The sequence below is a fragment of the Pseudomonas koreensis genome (assembly GCF_036668835.1).
Classification (GTDB): domain Bacteria; phylum Pseudomonadota; class Gammaproteobacteria; order Pseudomonadales; family Pseudomonadaceae; genus Aquipseudomonas; species Aquipseudomonas koreensis_I.
Genome location: NZ_JAZEVW010000010.1, coordinates 161691 through 178469, shown reverse-complemented (window position 1 = coordinate 178469; position 16779 = coordinate 161691). Strand labels below are relative to the sequence as shown.

Sequence of the window (16779 nt, the reverse complement as noted above, 5' to 3'; positions counted from 1 at the left end):
ACGCAGGGGTGAGAGGGCGTTCGCACGGCCAGCCGTTGGCCTGCCGGACGAGCGAAACGCCGGGTCATCTTCGTGCCTGTAAAGTCGCTGTGCTTTTAAATCCTGGCAACGAACCCTGTGGGAGCGAGCTTGCTCGCGAAGGCATTGGTTCAGTCACCATCGTTGTTGAATGACACACCGCATTCGCGAGCAAGCTCGCTCCCACAGGTTTTGTGTGTGCCTATAGGTACGTGGTGGTCAGGCGAATATCGGCCTCGACCAGATCCTTGGGCGGTGGCGTCGGTTCGATCCCGCACAACCGGGCGATGTTGTTGCCCAGATAGTCTTCAAGATGATCCTCGTCAATGCCCAAGCCTTGCGGTGCCGGCGAGCACAGCACTTCCAGTTCGCGCAGCCACATGCCCGGTTCGTTCGGCGGCGAGTCGGTGCCGAACACGATCTTGTTGCGCGGCAGTTCCTTGGCGAACTCGACGATCCGCGACTGGAAACACCAGCCTGATTCGCAATAGACGTTCGGCGTGTCCATGGCCATCCAGAACGCTTCGAACGAGTAGTTGCCGCCGGTCTGGATACCGAAGTGGCCGATGATGAAATTGACCATCGGGAACTCGCGGATAATCGGGTAGAACATCGTCGGAATGGTGTACGGACCGTCACCGGTGTGGATCAGCACAACGATGTTGTACTTGGCGCAGACCTTCATTGCCGGGCGCAGCCAGTCGAGTGCGCGGTCCGGGCGATAGCCGTGCATGTTGGCGTGCAGCTTGAGCATCTTGAAACCGTATTCCTTGATGTGGAATTCCAGCTCCGCCGCGCCGTTTTCCGGTCCCCAGCGCGGGTTGAAGTTGAAGTTGCCGATAAAGCGGTCCGGATATTTCACGCAGAGTTCGGCGATATACGACATGTAGTCGCGCACGCCCTCGCGGCCCCGGCGGTTGCCATCGCGGTAACCGGTGTTGCCCGGTGGCGGCTGGATGAAACCCATGTCGATGCGGCGGGGTTTGCCGTTGATCATGTACGGGCCGTCCATCAGCTTGAGCATGCGCTCGCCGGTGAACGGTTCGCCGGTGTGGCGCCAGGCCTCGTCGACCAGGTTGGTGGGGTGCAGATGGGTGTCGATGATCATCGCTTCAGCTCCTGGCCAATTGGGTGGTGACGGGGCGCTTGAGTTGCGCCTCTGCTTCGGAAACGGAACGCGGTGGCGGGGTCGGTTCGAGGCCGATCATCCGCGCGGTGTTGTTGCCCAGGTAATCTTCGAGGGTGTCCTCATCGAGATTCAGACCCTGCGGCGGCTCGTGGCACAGCACTTCGAGCAGACGCAGCCACATGCCCGGTTCATTCGGCGGGGTGTCGGTGCCGAAGAGGATCTTGTGGGTCGGCAAGACCTTGGCGAACTCGACGATGCGCGATTGCAGGCACCAGCCGGATTCGCAGTAGACGTTGGGCAACTCCATCGCCCATTGCATCGGCTCGAACACGTAGACGCCACCGGTCTGCACGCCAAAGTGGGCCATGATGAAATCGACGTTGGGGAATTCCTTGATCATCGGCACCCATTCCGACGGGATGCTGTAAGGCCCATCGCCGGTGTGCAGCTTGACCGGAATGCCCAGTTCGGCACACTTCTCGAAGCACGGGCGTACCCAGTCGAGCGCCCGGTCAGGCCGGTAGGCGTGCATGTTGGCCTGCATCTGGACCATCTTGAAACCGTGTTCCTTGACGTAGCGCTCGATCGCCTCGACGCCGTTCTGCACCCCGCAGCGCGGGTTATAGACGAAGCAGCCGATGAAACGGTCCGGGTAGGTCTGGACCATTTTCAAGGTGTAAGCCATGTAGGCGTCGATGGATTCGCGGCCCGAAAGGTCGCCATCGGTCCAGGTGTAAATGGTGTTGCCCTGCGGCGGCTGAATGAAGGCTTTGTCGATGCGGCGAGGTTTGCCGTTGACCATGTACGGGCCATCCATCATCTGCAGCAGACGCTCGCCGGTGAACGGGTCACCGTCATGCCTCCAGGCGAGGTCCACCAGATCGGTGGGATAGCAGCTGATATCGATGATCATTGAAGTCGATCTCCTGATAGCGGGGAAGGGAGCCTTGCGGCTCTCGGCATCCACGTCCCGGGCAATCGGCCGTTGCTATGCGCAAGTCACGCGCATTCCCTCGCCTGTTCGCATCCGGCCCGGGTGGGTGGCTGCTGGGGGCGAGTATTGGAAAGGGGGGAGGGGTTCGTACAATATTAATTGGGCGCGGTGGTGATACTTGTTCGATATGGGCAGATCAAAAGCTACCCTCACCCCAGCCCTCTCCCGGGGGGGAGAGGGAGCCGACCGAGGTGTCTTGCGTTGTACATCGACCTGAAAGATCGAGCCGATTATGGATTCAATGAAATAGTGACGGGTGGCATATCTCTGCGGCATCCCCGATTCAGTTCCCTCTCCCTCTGGGAGAGGGCTAGGGTGAGGGCTGGATATCCAGCGTACACAGGGCCAACTGCCTGATCACTTCAACCACCGGCGCCACGCGCTCGGCCTGGCCATGGGGCCACACGGCGTAAAGGTTGTAATGCGCGGCAATCTGCGCCTCGTTCAACGCCACCAGCCGCCCGCTGCGCAACGCATCGGCGGCCAATAGACCGCGCACCAGTCCTGCGCCAACGCCAGCCTCGGCCGCAGCAATCAGGTTGGCGGCATTATCGAAAATCACCCGCGCCGGCGGCTCGGTCGGGGTCATGCCGACGGCATCCAGCCAGGGTATCCACGAGCGCCGCGTATAGCCCAGCAGCGGCAATTGCAGAACCTGCGCCGGACTCAACGGCACCTGCAACCCGTGCTGCTCCAGCAACGCCGGCGAAGCCACCGCCAGCACGCGATCACCACAAATCTGCGTCATCTCGCAGTCATCCCAGTCGCCATAGCCGTAGCGCAAGGCCAGATCGACCCGCTCGAACGTGCTGCGATCACTGCGCGGCATCGACAGCAGCGTTACCTCGTAATCCGGCAGCCCGTCGAGCAACTGCGGCAGGCGTGGATTGAGCCAGCTCTGCGCCAGTTCGCTGTCCACATCCAGAGTCAAACGTTGCGCCACGCTGCGGTTTTTCACCGAGGACAAGGCCCGGTCGATCTGTGCCAGACCGTCCGACAACACGCTGGCAAGCAACTGCCCCGCATCAGTCAGATTGCTGCCGCCGCCCTCGCGCACGAACAGCGGCTGGCCGATGAAATCCTCGAGGGCGCGGATCTGTTGGCTGATGGCGCTGTGGGTCAGGTCGAGCTTGCGCGCGGCGCTGGAGAAACTGCCGCTGCGCGCCGCATGAATAAACGCGCTCATGGACTGCACCGACGGGTATCGCTTGTACATGTTGTTAGTCCTGCTTACACCGGTTGGCAGAAAACGTCGCTGGCCGGGGACCGTCGCGGCTTCCAATAATCGGTCACCAGGCCCGCACAAAGACGGGCCGCTCTCCTGGAGCCTGACAATGATTGCATTCACGGTTAACGGCGAACGACGCGAGCTGGATGAGGCGTCCCCCTCCATGCCCTTGTTATGGGTACTGCGTGACCAACTGAAACTCACCGGCACCAAATACGGCTGCGGCATGGGCCTGTGCGGTGCCTGCACGGTGCACCTGGACGGCGTTGCGGTGCGTTCCTGCCAATTGCCGCTGGCCGCCGTCGCGGGCCACAGCATCACCACCATCGAAGGCTTGTCGCCGACGCAGAATCATCCGCTGCAACTGGCCTGGGTCGCCGAAGATGTGCCGCAATGCGGCTACTGTCAATCCGGGCAGATCATGTCGGCGGCGGCGCTGCTCAACACCGGCGCCGCGGTGACCGACGATTCGATTCGCAATGCCATGTCGGGCAACATCTGCCGCTGCGGAACGTACGGACGCATCAACAAGGCAATCAAACGCGCGGCGAACGCGCCGAGGGAGGCCTGATGAGCCGCATCGACGACAGCCGTATCGAACTGCCACGCCGGGTGTTTCTCAAGCAAGCGGCAACCGTCGCTTCGGGCCTGGCAATTGCCTTGTACCTGCCGGTCGGCATAGCGGCCACCGACCCGAAAGCCCCCACGCCCGCCCGCGAATTCGAACCCAATGCCTGGGTGCGGGTCTTGCCCGACGGCACGGTGAAACTGGTGGTGCACAAACACGATTCCGGCACCGGTACGCAAACCGCACTGGCCGCATGCGTGGCTGAAGAGCTGGATGTCAACCCGATGACGGTGCAGGTCATCACCCCGGAAGATCCTTTTTTCGAGACCTATATCCATCCGGTCTGGAAAGTCTTCTCTACCGGCGGCAGCACCAGCGTGTCGCTGGAATACGAGCGCTTGCGCATGGCCGGCGCCACTGCGCGCGCGCTGCTGGTCACGGCGGCGGCGCAGCAGTGGAAAGTCCGCCCCGACAGTTGCGCGACCGAGGACGGTCGGGTGCTGCATGCGGCGAGCAAACGCAGCCTCGGTTACGGCGAACTGGCCAGCGTGGCGGCGAATCTGCCAGCGCCGGCCCACGTCACCCTGAAAGACCCGGCGCAATTCAAATACATTGGCAAACTGCGCCACAAGCGTGATGCAGCGGCCAAGGTTTGCGGACGATTCCAGTACAGCATCGACGTGCACTTGCCGGACATGCTGGTGGCGGTGATTCAGCGCGCGCCGGTGATCGGGGCGAAAGTGCTTGGTGTTGATCCGGCGGCGGCTTTGCAAGTCCCCGGCGTGCGTCAGGTGCTGGCGATTCCGGGGCGTCCCGATGTCCTCGGCGGCAACGTGGAAGGCGTCGCCGTGCTGGCCGATACCTTCTGGGCGGCGCAGGAAGGGCGCAAGGTGCTGGCGATCCAGTGGAGCGATTCGCCGCTGGCCGGGTTCGACAGCGACCGGTTGTTCAGCGCCCAGGCCAGGGCGATTGGCGAGCCGAACACACAAACGGTCAAAGCCATGGCCCACGGCGATGTCAGCGGGCAATGGCCCGGTGCGGCGCAGTTGCTCGAAGCCGATTACACCATGCCCTACAAAGTGCAAAACCCGCTGGAGCCGATCTGCATCACTGCACAGGTGAAGAACAACGCGATCACTTACTGGGGCGGCGTGCAGGTGCCCTCGATGGCGCTGGAGGCCGCGCAGAGCGTGTGCGCCATCGACAAGGCCAACGTGACTATTCATGAAAGGGTGTCGGGCGGCAGCTTCGGCGCGCGGGAGGCGAAATACTGGTTGTTCGAGGTCGCGTTTCTGGCGCAGAAAACCGGCGTGCCGGTGAAGCTGCTCAACAGCCGCGAAGATGAAATGCATGCGCTGTTCAACCACCCGGCAACATTGCACCGGATCAAAGGCGCGCTCGATGCGCACGGTAAACTCAGCGCGTTGCAACTGCATGCAGTGTCGCCAGCCTCGCCAGAACAATGGGAGCCGGGTTATTTCCAGCGCCCGGACCACATGGACTACAGCACTACCGAGGCGATCACCGCATGGGATTTCGCCTACCGTCCGCCGCACCTCGATCTGAACTGGGTCAGGCACGAAAGCCAGGTGCCCAGCGGCTGGTATCGCTCGGTGAGTTTCATCCCCAATGTCTTCGCGGTGGAGAGTTTCATGGATGAGCTGGCGCATGCCGTCGGACAAGATCCGTTGGCGTTTCGGCTGGCCAATATGCACGAGCGGCCACGGCATGTGGCGGTGCTCAAGCAGGCTGCCGAACGCGCCGGCTGGGGCAAGCCATTGCCGGCGGGAACCGCGCTGGGCATTGCGACGAATCAGGGCTATAGCAGTTTTATCGCCGTGGTCGCGCGAGTCGCGACGGTCGATGGCAAGGCAAAGGTCGAGCGGCTCACCTGCGTGGTCGATTGCGGTCTGGCGGTATCGCCGGGCGGAGTCGAGGAGCAGATCTACGGCGGGCTCATGTGGGGGCTCGGCCACGCGTTATTCGACCGCCTCGACATCAAGCTGGGCCGGGTGGTGCAGAGTAACTTTCACGATTATCGTGTGCCGCGCATGGCGGACATGCCGGCCACCGACATCGTCGTGCTGGATGGCGAGCCGGGCAAACCCGGTGGGGTCGGTGAACTCGGCAGTCCATCGGTGGTGCCGGCCATCGCCAATGCGCTGTTTGCCTTGACCGGCGTGCGCCAGCGCTCGACGCCGCTGAACCTCGGATAAGCCGCCATGGACCTGCGCCTGCTGCGATATTTCATGGCCTTGGCCGATGAGCTGCATTTCGGGCGTGCCGCCGAACGGCTGCACATTTGCCAGCCGCCGTTGAGCCAGCAGATTCGTTTGCTGGAGGAAGAACTCGGCACGCCGTTGTTCGAGCGCAGCCATCATCGCGTCGAACTGACGGCGGCAGGGCAGACGCTCAAGGAGCAGGCGCCGCTGGTGTTCGAGCAGCTTGAGCGCGCGCTGGACCTGACCCGACAGACCGGGCGCGGGCAATTGGGCGAGCTGGAAATCGGCATGATCAGCTCGGTGATGGTCGGCGTCTTGCCCAAGGCCTTGCATCTGTTTCGCGAACGCTACCCACAGGTGAGCTGGCGCCTGCATGAAATGACCCCGGCGGCGCAGGTCAAGGCTTTGAAGGAGAAACGCATCGACGCCTGCGTGTTTCGTGTCGGCTATGACGATCCGCAGTTACGCAATGAATTGCTGATCTACGAGCCGATCAACGTGGTCATGCCGGCGGACCATCCGCTGGCCCGGCGCGCGACGCTGGCGCCAGCAGATCTGGCGCAGGAACCGTTCGTGGCGCTGGAACTGAAGCAGTCGCGGTTCGCCAATTTTCTCTATCAGTGCTGCCTCCAGGCCGGCTTCACCCCGCAGATTCGCCAGCAAGTCATCGAGGTGCAAACCCTGCTCAGCCTGGTGCGCGCCGGCTTCGGCGTGGCACTGTTGCCAGCGTCCATCGAGCAACTGGCGCCGGCAGGGCTGGTGTTTCGCCGCCTGACCCCGGCGTTGCCGGAAGTGCCGCTGTATGCGACTTACCGCGCGGATGATGCGTCGCCGGTGCTACAGTTGTTTCTCGACACGTTGCGTGAATTGAAAAAAACCGATCACTGACTGAACGAATACCTGTGGGAGCGAGCTTGCTCGCGAAAGCGCCGGGTCAGGCGAGGCGATGCATACTGACCCACCGCCTTCGCGAGCAAGCTCGCTCCCACAGGTGTTTTCGGCGATTTTCAAGCTGTCGCACGAACCCGAGCCGCTGCGGTCGTAGTCTTCACCGAGCCGCCTCACTGTGTGGAGATCCAATGAGCCAGGAAGTCCTGACCACCGAAACCAACCGTCGCCAGTTGCAGCAGATCATCGCCGGGCTGTCCGACGGGGTGATTCTGCTGGAGCTCGATCAAAGCATTCTGTGGGCCAACGAAGCGGCGCTGGCCATGCATGGCGTCAGCCGGATCGGCGAGCTGGGCACCAATGCCGAGGAATACGTTAAGCGGTTCAGCCTGCGCTATCGCAACAATCACACGTTGCCGCCGGAGAACTATCCGATCAGCCGCGTCGCGCGCTGCGAAATGTTCAATGATGTGCTGATCGAAGTCTCGCCCGCCGATGACCCGGAACGCATCTGGGTGCACAGCGTACGCAGCATGGTGCTGACCGACCGTTTGGGGCAGCCCGAGTCGCTGGTGCTGATCATGAGCGACGTCACCGACTGGGCCAATGCCGAGCAGCGTTTCGAAAAAACCTTCAATGCCAACCCGGCGCCGGCGGTGATCTGCCGCCTCAGCGACTTGCGCTATATCAAGGTCAATCCGGGTTTCCTCGAAATGACCGGCTACAGTCGCGAGCAGGTGATCGGCACGTCCGCGTATGAAATCGATATTTTTGAGCAGGCCGAAAAACGCGATCTGGCCATCCAGCGCCTGCGCGACGTTGCAACCATCCCGCAGATGCAGGCGGAACTGCGTCTGCCCGATGGTGGCAGCAAGCAAGTGATCGTCGCCGGGCAACCGCTGTTGCTCAACGATGAGAATTGCATGCTGTTTTCCTTCGTCGACATGGAACCGCGGCGCAAGGTCGAACTCGCCCTGCGTCAGAGCGAAGAACGTTTCGCCAAGGCGTTCCGCCTGACTCCGGTGCCGATTCTGATCTGCAGCGCCGACCGGCAGGAGGTCATCGACGTCAACCAGGCGTTCCTCGAAACGCTGGCCTATGAGGCTGATGACATCTTGGGGAAAACCGTCACCCAACTGAAGTTCATCGATGATGAAGGCGAACGCACGCGGTTGCTGGCGGCGCTGGCAAACAATGCTCGAGTAGACCGGGTGGACGTGCGCGTGCGCAAGCGCGACGACGAATTGCTCGAGTGCGCGGTGTCGGCGGACACGGTGAAGATCCACGACACGTCGTGCTACCTGCTGGTACTGATGGACATGACCGAGCGCAAGCGTTCCGAGCTGGAGTTGGTCGCCGCGATTGAAGAGGTGATGAAGGATGCATCGTGGTTCAGCCGCACGCTGATTGAAAAACTGGCCAACGTGAAAAAGATCAATTCGCCGCAGTTGCCGAGCGCGTCGTTCACCGACTTGACCGCGCGCGAACGCGATGTACTGGGGCTGATCTGCGAGGGTCTGGCGGACAAGGAAATCGCCGCACGACTGAAGCTGGCGCCCAATACCGTGCGCAATCATGTTGCCACGGTCTACTCCAAGCTCGACGTGCATAGCCGCAGCGAGGCGATCGTCTGGGCCCGAGAACGCGGGTTGTTTTCCGGCGAGTGGGGCGCCAAGGGGCAACGCTAGGGGTGCAAATGCACTAGTGATTCGGGTGCAAATTCGTGTATTGGCCGGCGAGCTCTGTTCTTAGGCTTGTGGGGTGCGGTACGAGCCTTTTTTGGCACGGGACCGCGTCCCCCTCGATGCAGCCAAAGGAACAACCCAAATGATGAATCTTGCACAGTTGCGTGCGCAGCTTGAGCGCAGTTTTCCGCCGCTGGCGTGTGAGTGTTCGGTGGATGGCGATCATTCGCTGACGGTGAAGCTTTATCACAAGGATTCGGGAGCGGTGGACCTGGTGATTAGCGGTCTGAAGCTCGATGAATTGCGCACACCGGAGTCGGTGCAGGCGCTGGTCGATGAATTGCGCTATGAGCTGGAAAGCAACTCGTTGCGCTCATCGGCTGAATCTGGCTTCTGATCCCGATGCGCTGCTGTGGGAGCGAGCCTGCTCGCGAAGGCGATCTACTCGGCAACCCCTTTTCCAACCGTCCACTTACGTAAATTCCAACGCAAAATCGACAGCCCTGACCCGTTCAAACAGCCTGTTCACTGGCACTTGCAAGGGTCTCGGCTATAAATAATGAGTCGTCAGGTTTTTCGTGACCCATTGGGGTCGCGGGAATTCTTCTCTCATTCACCGCGGGTCGTCCTATGAACAATTCTGGGAATCGCGTGTTGCCGTTGGCTTTTCTGTTTGTGCTACTGGCCGGTTGCGCCAGTCCACCACCCCCGGCGCCAGTGGCGCCGCCACCACCGCCCGAGCGCACCTGTCAGGTCATGGAGAACACCGAGGTTGCCGGTGACATGTACGTGGACGGGCAGGTAACCCGGCACATCACCACCACTCGTTGCATCACTCAGTAGCAGCGGCGCACAAACCCTGCGGGAACGAGCGCGCTCGCTTCCGCAGGGTTTGCAGTTGCCTGAACAATCAGGACAGGAAACCGCCGTCCACGTTCAGCGCCACACCGGTGGTGTAGCTCGACGCATCGCTGGCCAGATACAGCACGGCGCCAGCCATTTCACTTGGATCAGCGACACGCTTGAGCGGGATCTGCGTCAGTGCCTGTTTGAGGATCGCATCGTTTTTCACCAGTGCCGAGGCGAACCTGGTGTCGGTCAGGCCCGGCAGCAGGGCGTTGCAGCGGATGCCGAATTGCGCGCATTCCTTGGCGAAGACTTTCGTCATGTTGATCACAGCAGCTTTCGTCACCGAATAGATGCCCTGAAAGATTCCCGGGGAGATGCCGTTGATCGAGGCGACGTTGATGATGCTGCCGCCGCCGTTCTCGCGCATCAGCTTGCCGGCTTCGACCGACATGAAGAAATAGCCACGGATGTTCACGTCGACAGTCTTTTGAAACGCCCCCAGGTCGGTGTCCAGCACATTACAGAACTGCGGGTTGGTCGCAGCGTTGTTGACCAGGATGTCGAGGCGGCCGAACTGTTCCTTGATCCCGGCGAACACCTGGGCAATCTGTTCCATTTCACCGATGTGGCATGCCACGGCCGTGGCTTTGCCGCCGGCGGCGATGATCGCGTCGGCGACATGCTGGCAGCCGTCGAGCTTGCGGCTCGAGACGATTACATGGGCGCCTTGCTGGGCCAGCAGTTTGGCGATGGCTTCACCGATACCACGGCTGGCGCCGGAGACGAAAGCGATCTTGCCGTCGAGGTCGAACAACTGAGTCTTGGACATAAGGGTTCCTTGGTGTGGGCCGTCAGAGGCTCGATTTCGCGATGACCTGCAGGCTCATCTGTTCGAGCAGTTTGTTCATGTGAATGAACTGCGCGAAACGTTTGTCCTGGGTCTGGCCATGGTAGAAACGGTAGTAGATCTGCTGCACGATACCGGCGAGGCGGAACAGGCCGTAGGTGTAGTAGAAGTCGAAATTGTCGATTTTGATGCCCGAACGCTCGGCGTAGTAATCGACGAACTCACGGCGGGTGAGCATGCCCGGCGCGTGGCTCGGCTGGCGGCGCATCAGTTGCACCGGCGCCGGGTCGTCAGCCTGAATCCAGTAGGCGAGGGTGTTGCCCAGGTCCATCAGCGGATCGCCGAGGGTGGTCAGCTCCCAGTCGAGCACGCCGATGATCTGCATCGGGTTCTGCGGGTCAAGGATGACGTTATCAAAGCGGTAATCGTTGTGGACGATGCTCGACGTCGGGTGGTCGGCAGGCATCTTGTCGTTGAGCCAGGCCTTGACCTGCTCCCAGTGCGGCGCATCCGGGGTCAGGGCTTTCTCGTAGCGCTCGCTCCAGCCTTTGATCTGGCGGGCGACATAGCCTTCGGGTTTGCCCAGATCACCCAGGCCACAGGCGTTGTAGTCGACGCGGTGCAGTTCAACGAAACGGTCGATAAAACTTTTGCACAGCGCTTCGGTTTTCGCCGAATCGAGGCCCAGTTCCGGCGGCAGATCCGAGCGCAGGATGATGCCCTTGACCCGTTCCATCACGTAAAACTCGGCGCCCATCACCGATTCGTCAGTGCAGTGCACATAGGCTTTGGGGCAATACGGGAAGCCGTCGCGCAATTGATTGAGGATGCGGCATTCGCGACCCATGTCATGGGCGGACCTGGCCTTGTGGCCGAAGGGCGGACGGCGCAGGACGAACTCCTGTTCCGGGTACTCGAGCAGGTAAGTCAGGTTCGATGCACCCCCGGGAAACTGGCTGATCGCAGGTGTGCCGGTCAGGCCCGGAATGTGCGCTTTGAGGTACGGATCGATCAGGCTGGCATCGAGTTCTTCGCCGGAGCGGATACGGGTGGACTGGTCAGTAAGCGCCATGCTTATCCCTTTTGCTTATTTTGGAGGCCAGACATCATTGGCTAATCTAATGGCACGCTCGTGCACCGACAAGCGCGGGTCGGTGTTATAGGTTAGCGTGTTGCCGGATAATCACCTTTGGGAATGAGCCCTCCCTTCCGCGCGGAAGGGGGCTGCAGGCGTGGGCTCTTTGCGATGCAGAACGCGGGTTGGCGATCTTCAGCAAGCGCGCTGGTCGTTAAGGCGGGGCGGCAAGGCAACGGGGGTTAACACGGGTTGTCCGGAGAAAAACGCCACGAGGTTTTTCCCCACGAGCTCCACCGTGCCTTGCATGGCTTCCGGTGACAGGCCGGCTATGTGCGGGGTGAGCAATACATTGCTAAGGGTTTTCAAGGCGTCGGGCACTTGCGGCTCATGGTCGAACACATCGAGCGCGGCACCCGCAATCCGGCGTTGTTCTAGAGCCGCAACCAGTTCCGCCGTATCGATGACACTGGCGCGGGCTATATTGACGATGAAACCGTTCGGGCCCAGCGCATCCAGCACCGGGCGGGTCACCAGATGCTGTGTGCCGATGCCACCGGGCGTAGCGACGATCAGAAAATCCGCAGCCCGCGCCAGCTCGCTCGGGGTTGAGCAGAACGCGTAAGGCACATCACTGCGTACCTGACGGTTGTGGTAACTGATCGGCATGTCGAAACCCAGATTGGCCCGTTTGGCGATGGCCATGCCCACCGCGCCGAGCCCGAGAATGCCCAGACGTTTGCCGGCCAGCGAAGGGCGCATGATTTTCGGCCATTCACTCCGGCGTACGGCGGCGTCACAACGGGGTATATCGCGCACCAGCGCCAACAGCATCGCCATCGCGTGGTCGGCCACCGAGGAGGCGTTGACCCCGGCGCCGTTGGTCACGGTAATTCCACGATCACTGGCTGCCTGCAAATCCACTTGCTCGTAACCGGCGCCGATCACAGTGATGATCTTCAGCGCGGGCAGGGCGGCGATTTCCTCGGCGGTGAGGCCCAGCGGACCACGGGTCAGCACTGCGTCGATGCGGCTGCCGAGGCTGACGATGGCTTGCGCACGTTCGGCAGGCGTGGGCGCGAGGATCAGGTGAAAGCCCTGATGTTCGAGAATCGGCAGATAGTCATTGATGGTTTCAACCAGTACCAGAACGGTTGCGGGCATTGCACGGCTCCTGAGATCAATGGCGGGTGGGTCGCGAAAATCGTTTCAGCGTGCTGAATCCGCCGCGTTTTGGCAATCATGATCATTCGCGCAGTCGTGCATTGATTCTGGACGGCTTCGGGCAAGAAGCAAGGCGCAGCAGCACAGCGGTGAACCGCTGTGCTGCGAATCTCATTGGGCTGTCTGGGCTTTGGCTTGTTCGGCCAGCGCGATCGGCTTGAAATCGTAGGTTGGGTAAAACTCGGTGCGATAACTGCCCCAGGCGGTGTTTTCCAGCGCGAGGTTCACTTCTGCCAGCCGGGACGCGGGGAAGCGCACGGTGACCACTTGGCCGATGCCCATCATGATGTTCCAGCTCACCACTTCGACGCCGGCCGGAGGGAAAGTCTTGTAGAAACCCTGTTGCGCGAGCTGGGCCTTGAGTTCGCTCAGCGGTCGGGTTTGATCATGCTTCAGAAAAACCGTCAGCATCATGGCATTGTCGGCTGTGGCGGCGGCATTTTTTGCCGGTTGGCTGGCGGCTTGCGCGTTGACGCCTGCGCAATACACCGAGGAGGCCAGTAACGTCGACATCAGCAGGGTTTTGAGTGTCTTTTGCATATTCAATTCCTTGTTTTATTGTGTAATGGCGGACTTGGTTTGTACGGTTCCCGTATAGGGTGCGTGAACGACATGTATACGTACAAGCGGGTTGGTTTCGATCATGTCGCGAGGTACTTCCCGGGAATAAGTGAATTCCTGGTCATTCAGTGTTTCCAGGCGCCTGACAATTGTTCTGGTCGAACCCATGTCGGGAACAAGAATGTGCTGTTTCTGATCACCGGTGACAAAGAAATAACCACCGCCACCGTTGTTGTACTTTGACTCACCAGTATCCGGGTAAAAGAATTCGTATCGATTGCTTTCAGGATCCCAAGTCGATATACCCACGACGCCGGGATACTTCGCTTTGACGTCGGTTTCAGGGGCGCCGTCAATATAGACCTTGGTGGTCAGCCATCGCGGCGAGGAGGCCAGTTGGCGTATGTCGGTAGCTTGAGCGGCGCTGAGGTGGGGTAAGGAGAGTGCCGCCAATAACAGACCAATAATCGTGGGCTTGTGCATGCTGCGTCCTCTTTATCGAATTCAAGGATTGCTTGCTGTTGGATTTCTGATGCAGGGCGTGAAGGATGTTGCTGTGGTTTGAAAAGTAATTCAATGGTTCGGTAGTTGCTTGTAACAAATAGCTTGTATTTGTTTCTGGGTAATATTTTGTTGTGATTGTTATGAGTTGCCTGAGTTGTAGGAATATTCTGACTTGTCGATAAGATATAAGTGTTTATGTGGGCGATTACTGTCAGCCCTTGCGCATTTTAAGTGTGGGCTGAATAAACGCTGCGTCAGTTTTGCTGATGGCTTTACTGGATGTGTCATCAAGACCATTGACCAAGCGCCCGGAGCGCTGCCTCAAGTAACGTATTGCGCAATACCATTGCCAAACGACCAGTTCTCTTTCTTCACCTCGATCAGATTGATGAACACGTCTTCCAGACGCACCGCCAATTCAGCGTGCAGGTTATCGGCGATGGTTTTGAACAACAGCTGCTTTTTCTCCACTGACCGACCCTCGCTGATGGTGATCTGAATGAACACCACACCGTTGCTGCGTTGAATCCCGAGATATTGCGGGTCGTAAACCAAGTGCTGCGCATCGTGCTCGGTGAGAATCTGGAAATTGTCATGTTCCGGCACATCGATGCAGCTGCGCAGGGCGGCATAGATCTGTTCGCCGATACGCTTTGCGAACTCGGGATTGGGGTTTTGCTGAATGTCGACGCGGACCAGTGGCATGAGAGGCTCCGGGAATGATGGGCACCTGTCACGCTAGTCCAAACGCGCGACATTGGCAGGGTGTTTGGTCTGGAATGTCAGGAATTTTCAGTATGAGCTGGATTACATAATGCCCGGATTTTGCCTACGCAGCAGGCAGATCCGTCTGCTAGTCAGCGCAGGGCGAAACCGAAATGATGAATGGCATAAGGCGCGACGCCGATCAACGCCATAGCGCTCGCGGCGCACACCGCAAAAAGCCAGGGACGGCACATGTTTGTTAATGATCGCGAAAACGCGGAAATTGAAAAGCTACAAACGGAAGCACAAAAACTTGGGGCGGAGAGACGCAAACTGCTGGCGGAGGAGGCGAAGTTGAAAAGGGAGACGTTTTTTTACCCCCTTGTGGCCGGCGCTGCCGTTTTGGCCGCGCTCACCACTATGTTCGGCTTTTTCCTCAAGCCGTGAATGACTGTTGAAAAAAACCACGTAGCGATCAACCGACCCGAATAAAGAGGCCAGTATGAACTCGGAAGAACGAAGAGCCAGGATCGAAAAACTGTACCAAGAGGAGTTTGATTTCAGAGAAGCCATGAGACCTTTCCACAAGGCTGAAATGCGCGAAACGATTTTGCTTTTTGGTCTGGGAATGTTGATTGCGGCGATCGGGATGGGCTTCGCAATGGTACTGGTTCGATTCGTTTGAAACGTGGTGACAATCGCAGCAGTGTTTCGTAAACGACATCACTCATATCGATTAGCGACACGTGTCGCACTGAAAACGACGCCGGCGTGATCTGCACCGCACAACCATTCCTCAGCTAAGTCTTTGCTTCTGTTGATTTATCACGGAGAATCGCGCCCCTGTTTCGGCCGGAGCATGTCTGTCGGTTTTTTCCGACGCGTCCTGACCGAGTGGCAAGTGACCGGAATGCGGAGATCCGACCGGATGAATGATCAGGCCAATAGCGTCGAAGAGCGCTTTGATGCAGCAGCACCCGCTGAACTTTCGAGCTGGAATCGCCAGGACACCACCTGGATGTTGGGATTGTTCGGGACGGCCATTGGCGCCGGCACCCTGTTTCTGCCGATCAACGCGGGTCTGGGGGGCTTCTGGCCGCTGGTGATCCTCGCGCTGCTGGCGTTCCCGATGACGTTTTATGCGCACCGTGGCCTGACGCGTTTCGTGTTGTCCGGGCGTGAAGGCGCCGACATCACCGAAGTGGTCGAGCAGCATTTCGGCATCAAGGCCGGCGCACTGATCACGTTGCTGTACTTCTTCGCCATCTTTCCCATCTTGCTGATCTACAGCGTTGGCCTGACCAACACCGTCGCCAGTTTCCTCGAACACCAACTGCACATCACGCCGCCGCCACGGGCACTGCTGTCGTTCGTGCTGATCATCGGTTTGCTGGCGGTGGTGCGCTGCGGCGAGCAAGCGATCGTCAAAGCGATGAGCCTGATGGTCTATCCGTTTATCGTTGCGCTGCTGTTTCTTGCGGTGTATCTGATCCCGCACTGGAACGGCGGCATTCTCGCCACCGCTTCGCATGTACCAGCACCGTCTGAGCTGTTGCGTACCCTGTGGCTGGCGATTACGGTGATGGTGTTCTCATTCAACCATTCGCCGATCATCTCGGCATTTGCGGTCGACCAGAAACGCCGCTACGGCAAGCACGCAGAGGAGCGCAGTTCGCAGATCCTGTCGCGCGCCCACGCGTTGATGGTGCTGATGGTGATGTTCTTCGTGTTCAGTTGCGTGCTGACGCTGTCGCCGGAGCAACTGGCTGAAGCCAAGGCGCAGAACCTGTCGATCCTGTCGTACCTGGCCAACCACTTCAGCAACCCGACCATTGCCTTCGCGGCGCCGTTGATTGCGTTTGTGGCAATCTCCAAGTCGTTCCTCGGCCACTACATCGGTGCGAGCGAAGGTCTGAAAGGCTTGATCGTCAAGAGCGGCAAGCGTCCGGGGGCCAAGGCACTGGACCGCATCGTCGCGGCGCTCATGCTGGTGGTCTGCTGGATCGTGGCGACGCTGAACCCGAGCATTCTGGGGATGATCGAGACAATTGGCGGCCCGGTGATCGCGGCGATTCTGTTCCTCATGCCGATGTATGCGATTCGCAAAGTGCCGGCCATGGCGCGTTATCGTGGTCAGGCGTCGAATGTGTTTGTAACGGCGGTAGGTCTGGTGGCGATTTCGGCGCTGGTTTACAAGCTGGCCGTGTGAGTGATCGTTCCCACGCGGAGCGTGGGAACGATCAGCATCAGGCACAAAAAAACGCCGCTCATCTCACGATGGG

Annotated in this window: 18 protein-coding genes and 1 pseudogene; 10 read left to right on the top strand and 9 right to left on the bottom strand. The window is 59.8% G+C overall.

Translation table 11 applies throughout. The features are described 5' to 3' along the window. Positions 1-99 precede the first annotated feature (99 nt). Positions 100-210 (top strand): annotated as a pseudogene (locus tag V6F91_RS24050) (metal ABC transporter ATP-binding protein); the annotation flags it as partial. 10 nt (positions 211-220) lie between these two features. Here V6F91_RS24050 and V6F91_RS24045 read toward each other — a convergent pair. From V6F91_RS24045 to V6F91_RS24035, 3 genes are all read right to left on the bottom strand, one after another. Next, entirely contained in the window at positions 221-1126 is a 906-nt protein-coding gene (locus V6F91_RS24045; RefSeq protein ID WP_103303313.1) for an amidohydrolase family protein, read from the bottom strand. Between the two features lie 4 nt (positions 1127-1130). Further along, on the bottom strand, positions 1131-2060 hold the full coding sequence (locus V6F91_RS24040; protein ID WP_332768817.1) for an amidohydrolase family protein: 930 nt from the start codon (positions 2058-2060) through the stop codon (positions 1131-1133). Between the two features lie 391 nt (positions 2061-2451). Further along, the gene (locus V6F91_RS24035; protein WP_332768815.1) at positions 2452-3357 is read right to left on the bottom strand and encodes a LysR substrate-binding domain-containing protein; all 906 of its coding nucleotides are present in this window, start codon (positions 3355-3357) and stop codon (positions 2452-2454) included. 118 nt (positions 3358-3475) lie between these two features. Here V6F91_RS24035 and V6F91_RS24030 point away from each other — a divergent pair, with 118 nt between their 5' ends. The 6 genes from V6F91_RS24030 (at position 3476) to V6F91_RS24005 (ending at position 9575) form a co-directional block, all read left to right on the top strand. Then, complete coding sequence (locus tag V6F91_RS24030; protein ID WP_332768814.1) at positions 3476-3940, top strand: (2Fe-2S)-binding protein; 465 nt, start codon at positions 3476-3478, stop codon at positions 3938-3940. Further along, entirely contained in the window at positions 3940-6153 is a 2214-nt protein-coding gene (locus V6F91_RS24025) for a xanthine dehydrogenase family protein molybdopterin-binding subunit (RefSeq protein WP_332768813.1), read from the top strand. Before V6F91_RS24030 ends, V6F91_RS24025 begins: the two co-directional genes overlap by 1 nt. A 6-nt stretch (positions 6154-6159) precedes the next feature. Continuing rightward, complete coding sequence (locus V6F91_RS24020) at positions 6160-7047, top strand: LysR substrate-binding domain-containing protein (RefSeq protein WP_332768812.1); 888 nt, start codon at positions 6160-6162, stop codon at positions 7045-7047. A gap of 191 nt (positions 7048-7238) precedes the next feature. Next, positions 7239-8735: a helix-turn-helix transcriptional regulator gene (locus tag V6F91_RS24015; RefSeq protein ID WP_332768811.1), complete on the top strand. Its 1497-nt coding sequence runs from the start codon at positions 7239-7241 to the stop codon at positions 8733-8735. Between the two features lie 139 nt (positions 8736-8874). After that, positions 8875-9129 carry a DUF1652 domain-containing protein gene (locus tag V6F91_RS24010; RefSeq protein ID WP_332768810.1) on the top strand — a complete coding sequence of 85 codons (255 nt, stop codon included), beginning with the start codon at positions 8875-8877 and terminating at the stop codon, positions 9127-9129. Positions 9130-9362: 233 nt separating this feature from the next. Next, positions 9363-9575 (top strand): hypothetical protein, encoded by a 213-nt coding sequence (locus tag V6F91_RS24005; protein ID WP_203421617.1) that lies wholly within the window; start codon positions 9363-9365, stop codon positions 9573-9575. Positions 9576-9642: 67 nt separating this feature from the next. On the opposite strand, the gene V6F91_RS24000 is transcribed toward V6F91_RS24005, so the two are convergent. From V6F91_RS24000 to V6F91_RS23975, 6 genes are all read right to left on the bottom strand, one after another. Continuing rightward, entirely contained in the window at positions 9643-10410 is a 768-nt protein-coding gene (locus V6F91_RS24000) for an SDR family oxidoreductase (protein ID WP_208937857.1), read from the bottom strand. A 22-nt stretch (positions 10411-10432) separates the two neighbouring features. Continuing rightward, the gene (locus tag V6F91_RS23995) at positions 10433-11500 is read right to left on the bottom strand and encodes a phosphotransferase family protein (protein ID WP_332768808.1); all 1068 of its coding nucleotides are present in this window, start codon (positions 11498-11500) and stop codon (positions 10433-10435) included. Positions 11501-11698: 198 nt separating this feature from the next. Then, positions 11699-12667 (bottom strand): 2-hydroxyacid dehydrogenase, encoded by a 969-nt coding sequence (locus V6F91_RS23990; RefSeq protein ID WP_332768807.1) that lies wholly within the window; start codon positions 12665-12667, stop codon positions 11699-11701. A 171-nt stretch (positions 12668-12838) separates the two neighbouring features. Next, positions 12839-13267 (bottom strand): hypothetical protein, encoded by a 429-nt coding sequence (locus V6F91_RS23985; RefSeq protein ID WP_332768806.1) that lies wholly within the window; start codon positions 13265-13267, stop codon positions 12839-12841. A 15-nt stretch (positions 13268-13282) separates the two neighbouring features. After that, positions 13283-13771, bottom strand: a complete 489-nt coding sequence (locus tag V6F91_RS23980; RefSeq protein WP_332768805.1) for a DUF4822 domain-containing protein — start codon at positions 13769-13771, stop codon at positions 13283-13285. A 342-nt stretch (positions 13772-14113) separates the two neighbouring features. After that, a complete protein-coding gene (locus V6F91_RS23975) occupies positions 14114-14497 on the bottom strand; it encodes a tautomerase family protein (protein ID WP_332768804.1) in 384 nt (127 codons plus the stop codon). 252 nt (positions 14498-14749) lie between these two features. Between V6F91_RS23975 and V6F91_RS23970 the strand changes: the two genes are divergently transcribed. The 3 genes from V6F91_RS23970 to V6F91_RS23960 all read left to right on the top strand — a co-directional run bounded on the left by V6F91_RS23970 (position 14750) and on the right by V6F91_RS23960 (position 16706). After that, positions 14750-14944 carry a hypothetical protein gene (locus V6F91_RS23970; protein WP_208937853.1) on the top strand — a complete coding sequence of 65 codons (195 nt, stop codon included), beginning with the start codon at positions 14750-14752 and terminating at the stop codon, positions 14942-14944. Positions 14945-14999: 55 nt separating this feature from the next. After that, positions 15000-15182, top strand: coding sequence for a hypothetical protein (locus V6F91_RS23965; protein WP_332768803.1), 183 nt, complete (start codon positions 15000-15002; stop codon positions 15180-15182). A 243-nt stretch (positions 15183-15425) separates the two neighbouring features. After that, a complete protein-coding gene (locus V6F91_RS23960; protein WP_332768802.1) occupies positions 15426-16706 on the top strand; it encodes an HAAAP family serine/threonine permease in 1281 nt (426 codons plus the stop codon). Positions 16707-16779: the final 73 nt, after the last annotated feature.

Coding starts and splice junctions, on each gene's coding strand:
- V6F91_RS24045 (WP_103303313.1), bottom strand. CDS start 1,126: ATGATCATCGACACCCATCTGCACCCCACCAACCTGGTCGACGAGGCC.
- V6F91_RS24040 (WP_332768817.1), bottom strand. CDS start 2,060: ATGATCATCGATATCAGCTGCTATCCCACCGATCTGGTGGACCTCGCC.
- V6F91_RS24035 (WP_332768815.1), bottom strand. CDS start 3,357: ATGTACAAGCGATACCCGTCGGTGCAGTCCATGAGCGCGTTTATTCAT.
- V6F91_RS24030 (WP_332768814.1), top strand. CDS start 3,476: ATGATTGCATTCACGGTTAACGGCGAACGACGCGAGCTGGATGAGGCG.
- V6F91_RS24025 (WP_332768813.1), top strand. CDS start 3,940: ATGAGCCGCATCGACGACAGCCGTATCGAACTGCCACGCCGGGTGTTT.
- V6F91_RS24020 (WP_332768812.1), top strand. CDS start 6,160: ATGGACCTGCGCCTGCTGCGATATTTCATGGCCTTGGCCGATGAGCTG.
- V6F91_RS24015 (WP_332768811.1), top strand. CDS start 7,239: ATGAGCCAGGAAGTCCTGACCACCGAAACCAACCGTCGCCAGTTGCAG.
- V6F91_RS24010 (WP_332768810.1), top strand. CDS start 8,875: ATGATGAATCTTGCACAGTTGCGTGCGCAGCTTGAGCGCAGTTTTCCG.
- V6F91_RS24005 (WP_203421617.1), top strand. CDS start 9,363: ATGAACAATTCTGGGAATCGCGTGTTGCCGTTGGCTTTTCTGTTTGTG.
- V6F91_RS24000 (WP_208937857.1), bottom strand. CDS start 10,410: ATGTCCAAGACTCAGTTGTTCGACCTCGACGGCAAGATCGCTTTCGTC.
- V6F91_RS23995 (WP_332768808.1), bottom strand. CDS start 11,500: ATGGCGCTTACTGACCAGTCCACCCGTATCCGCTCCGGCGAAGAACTC.
- V6F91_RS23990 (WP_332768807.1), bottom strand. CDS start 12,667: ATGCCCGCAACCGTTCTGGTACTGGTTGAAACCATCAATGACTATCTG.
- V6F91_RS23985 (WP_332768806.1), bottom strand. CDS start 13,267: ATGCAAAAGACACTCAAAACCCTGCTGATGTCGACGTTACTGGCCTCC.
- V6F91_RS23980 (WP_332768805.1), bottom strand. CDS start 13,771: ATGCACAAGCCCACGATTATTGGTCTGTTATTGGCGGCACTCTCCTTA.
- V6F91_RS23975 (WP_332768804.1), bottom strand. CDS start 14,497: ATGCCACTGGTCCGCGTCGACATTCAGCAAAACCCCAATCCCGAGTTC.
- V6F91_RS23970 (WP_208937853.1), top strand. CDS start 14,750: ATGTTTGTTAATGATCGCGAAAACGCGGAAATTGAAAAGCTACAAACG.
- V6F91_RS23965 (WP_332768803.1), top strand. CDS start 15,000: ATGAACTCGGAAGAACGAAGAGCCAGGATCGAAAAACTGTACCAAGAG.
- V6F91_RS23960 (WP_332768802.1), top strand. CDS start 15,426: ATGAATGATCAGGCCAATAGCGTCGAAGAGCGCTTTGATGCAGCAGCA.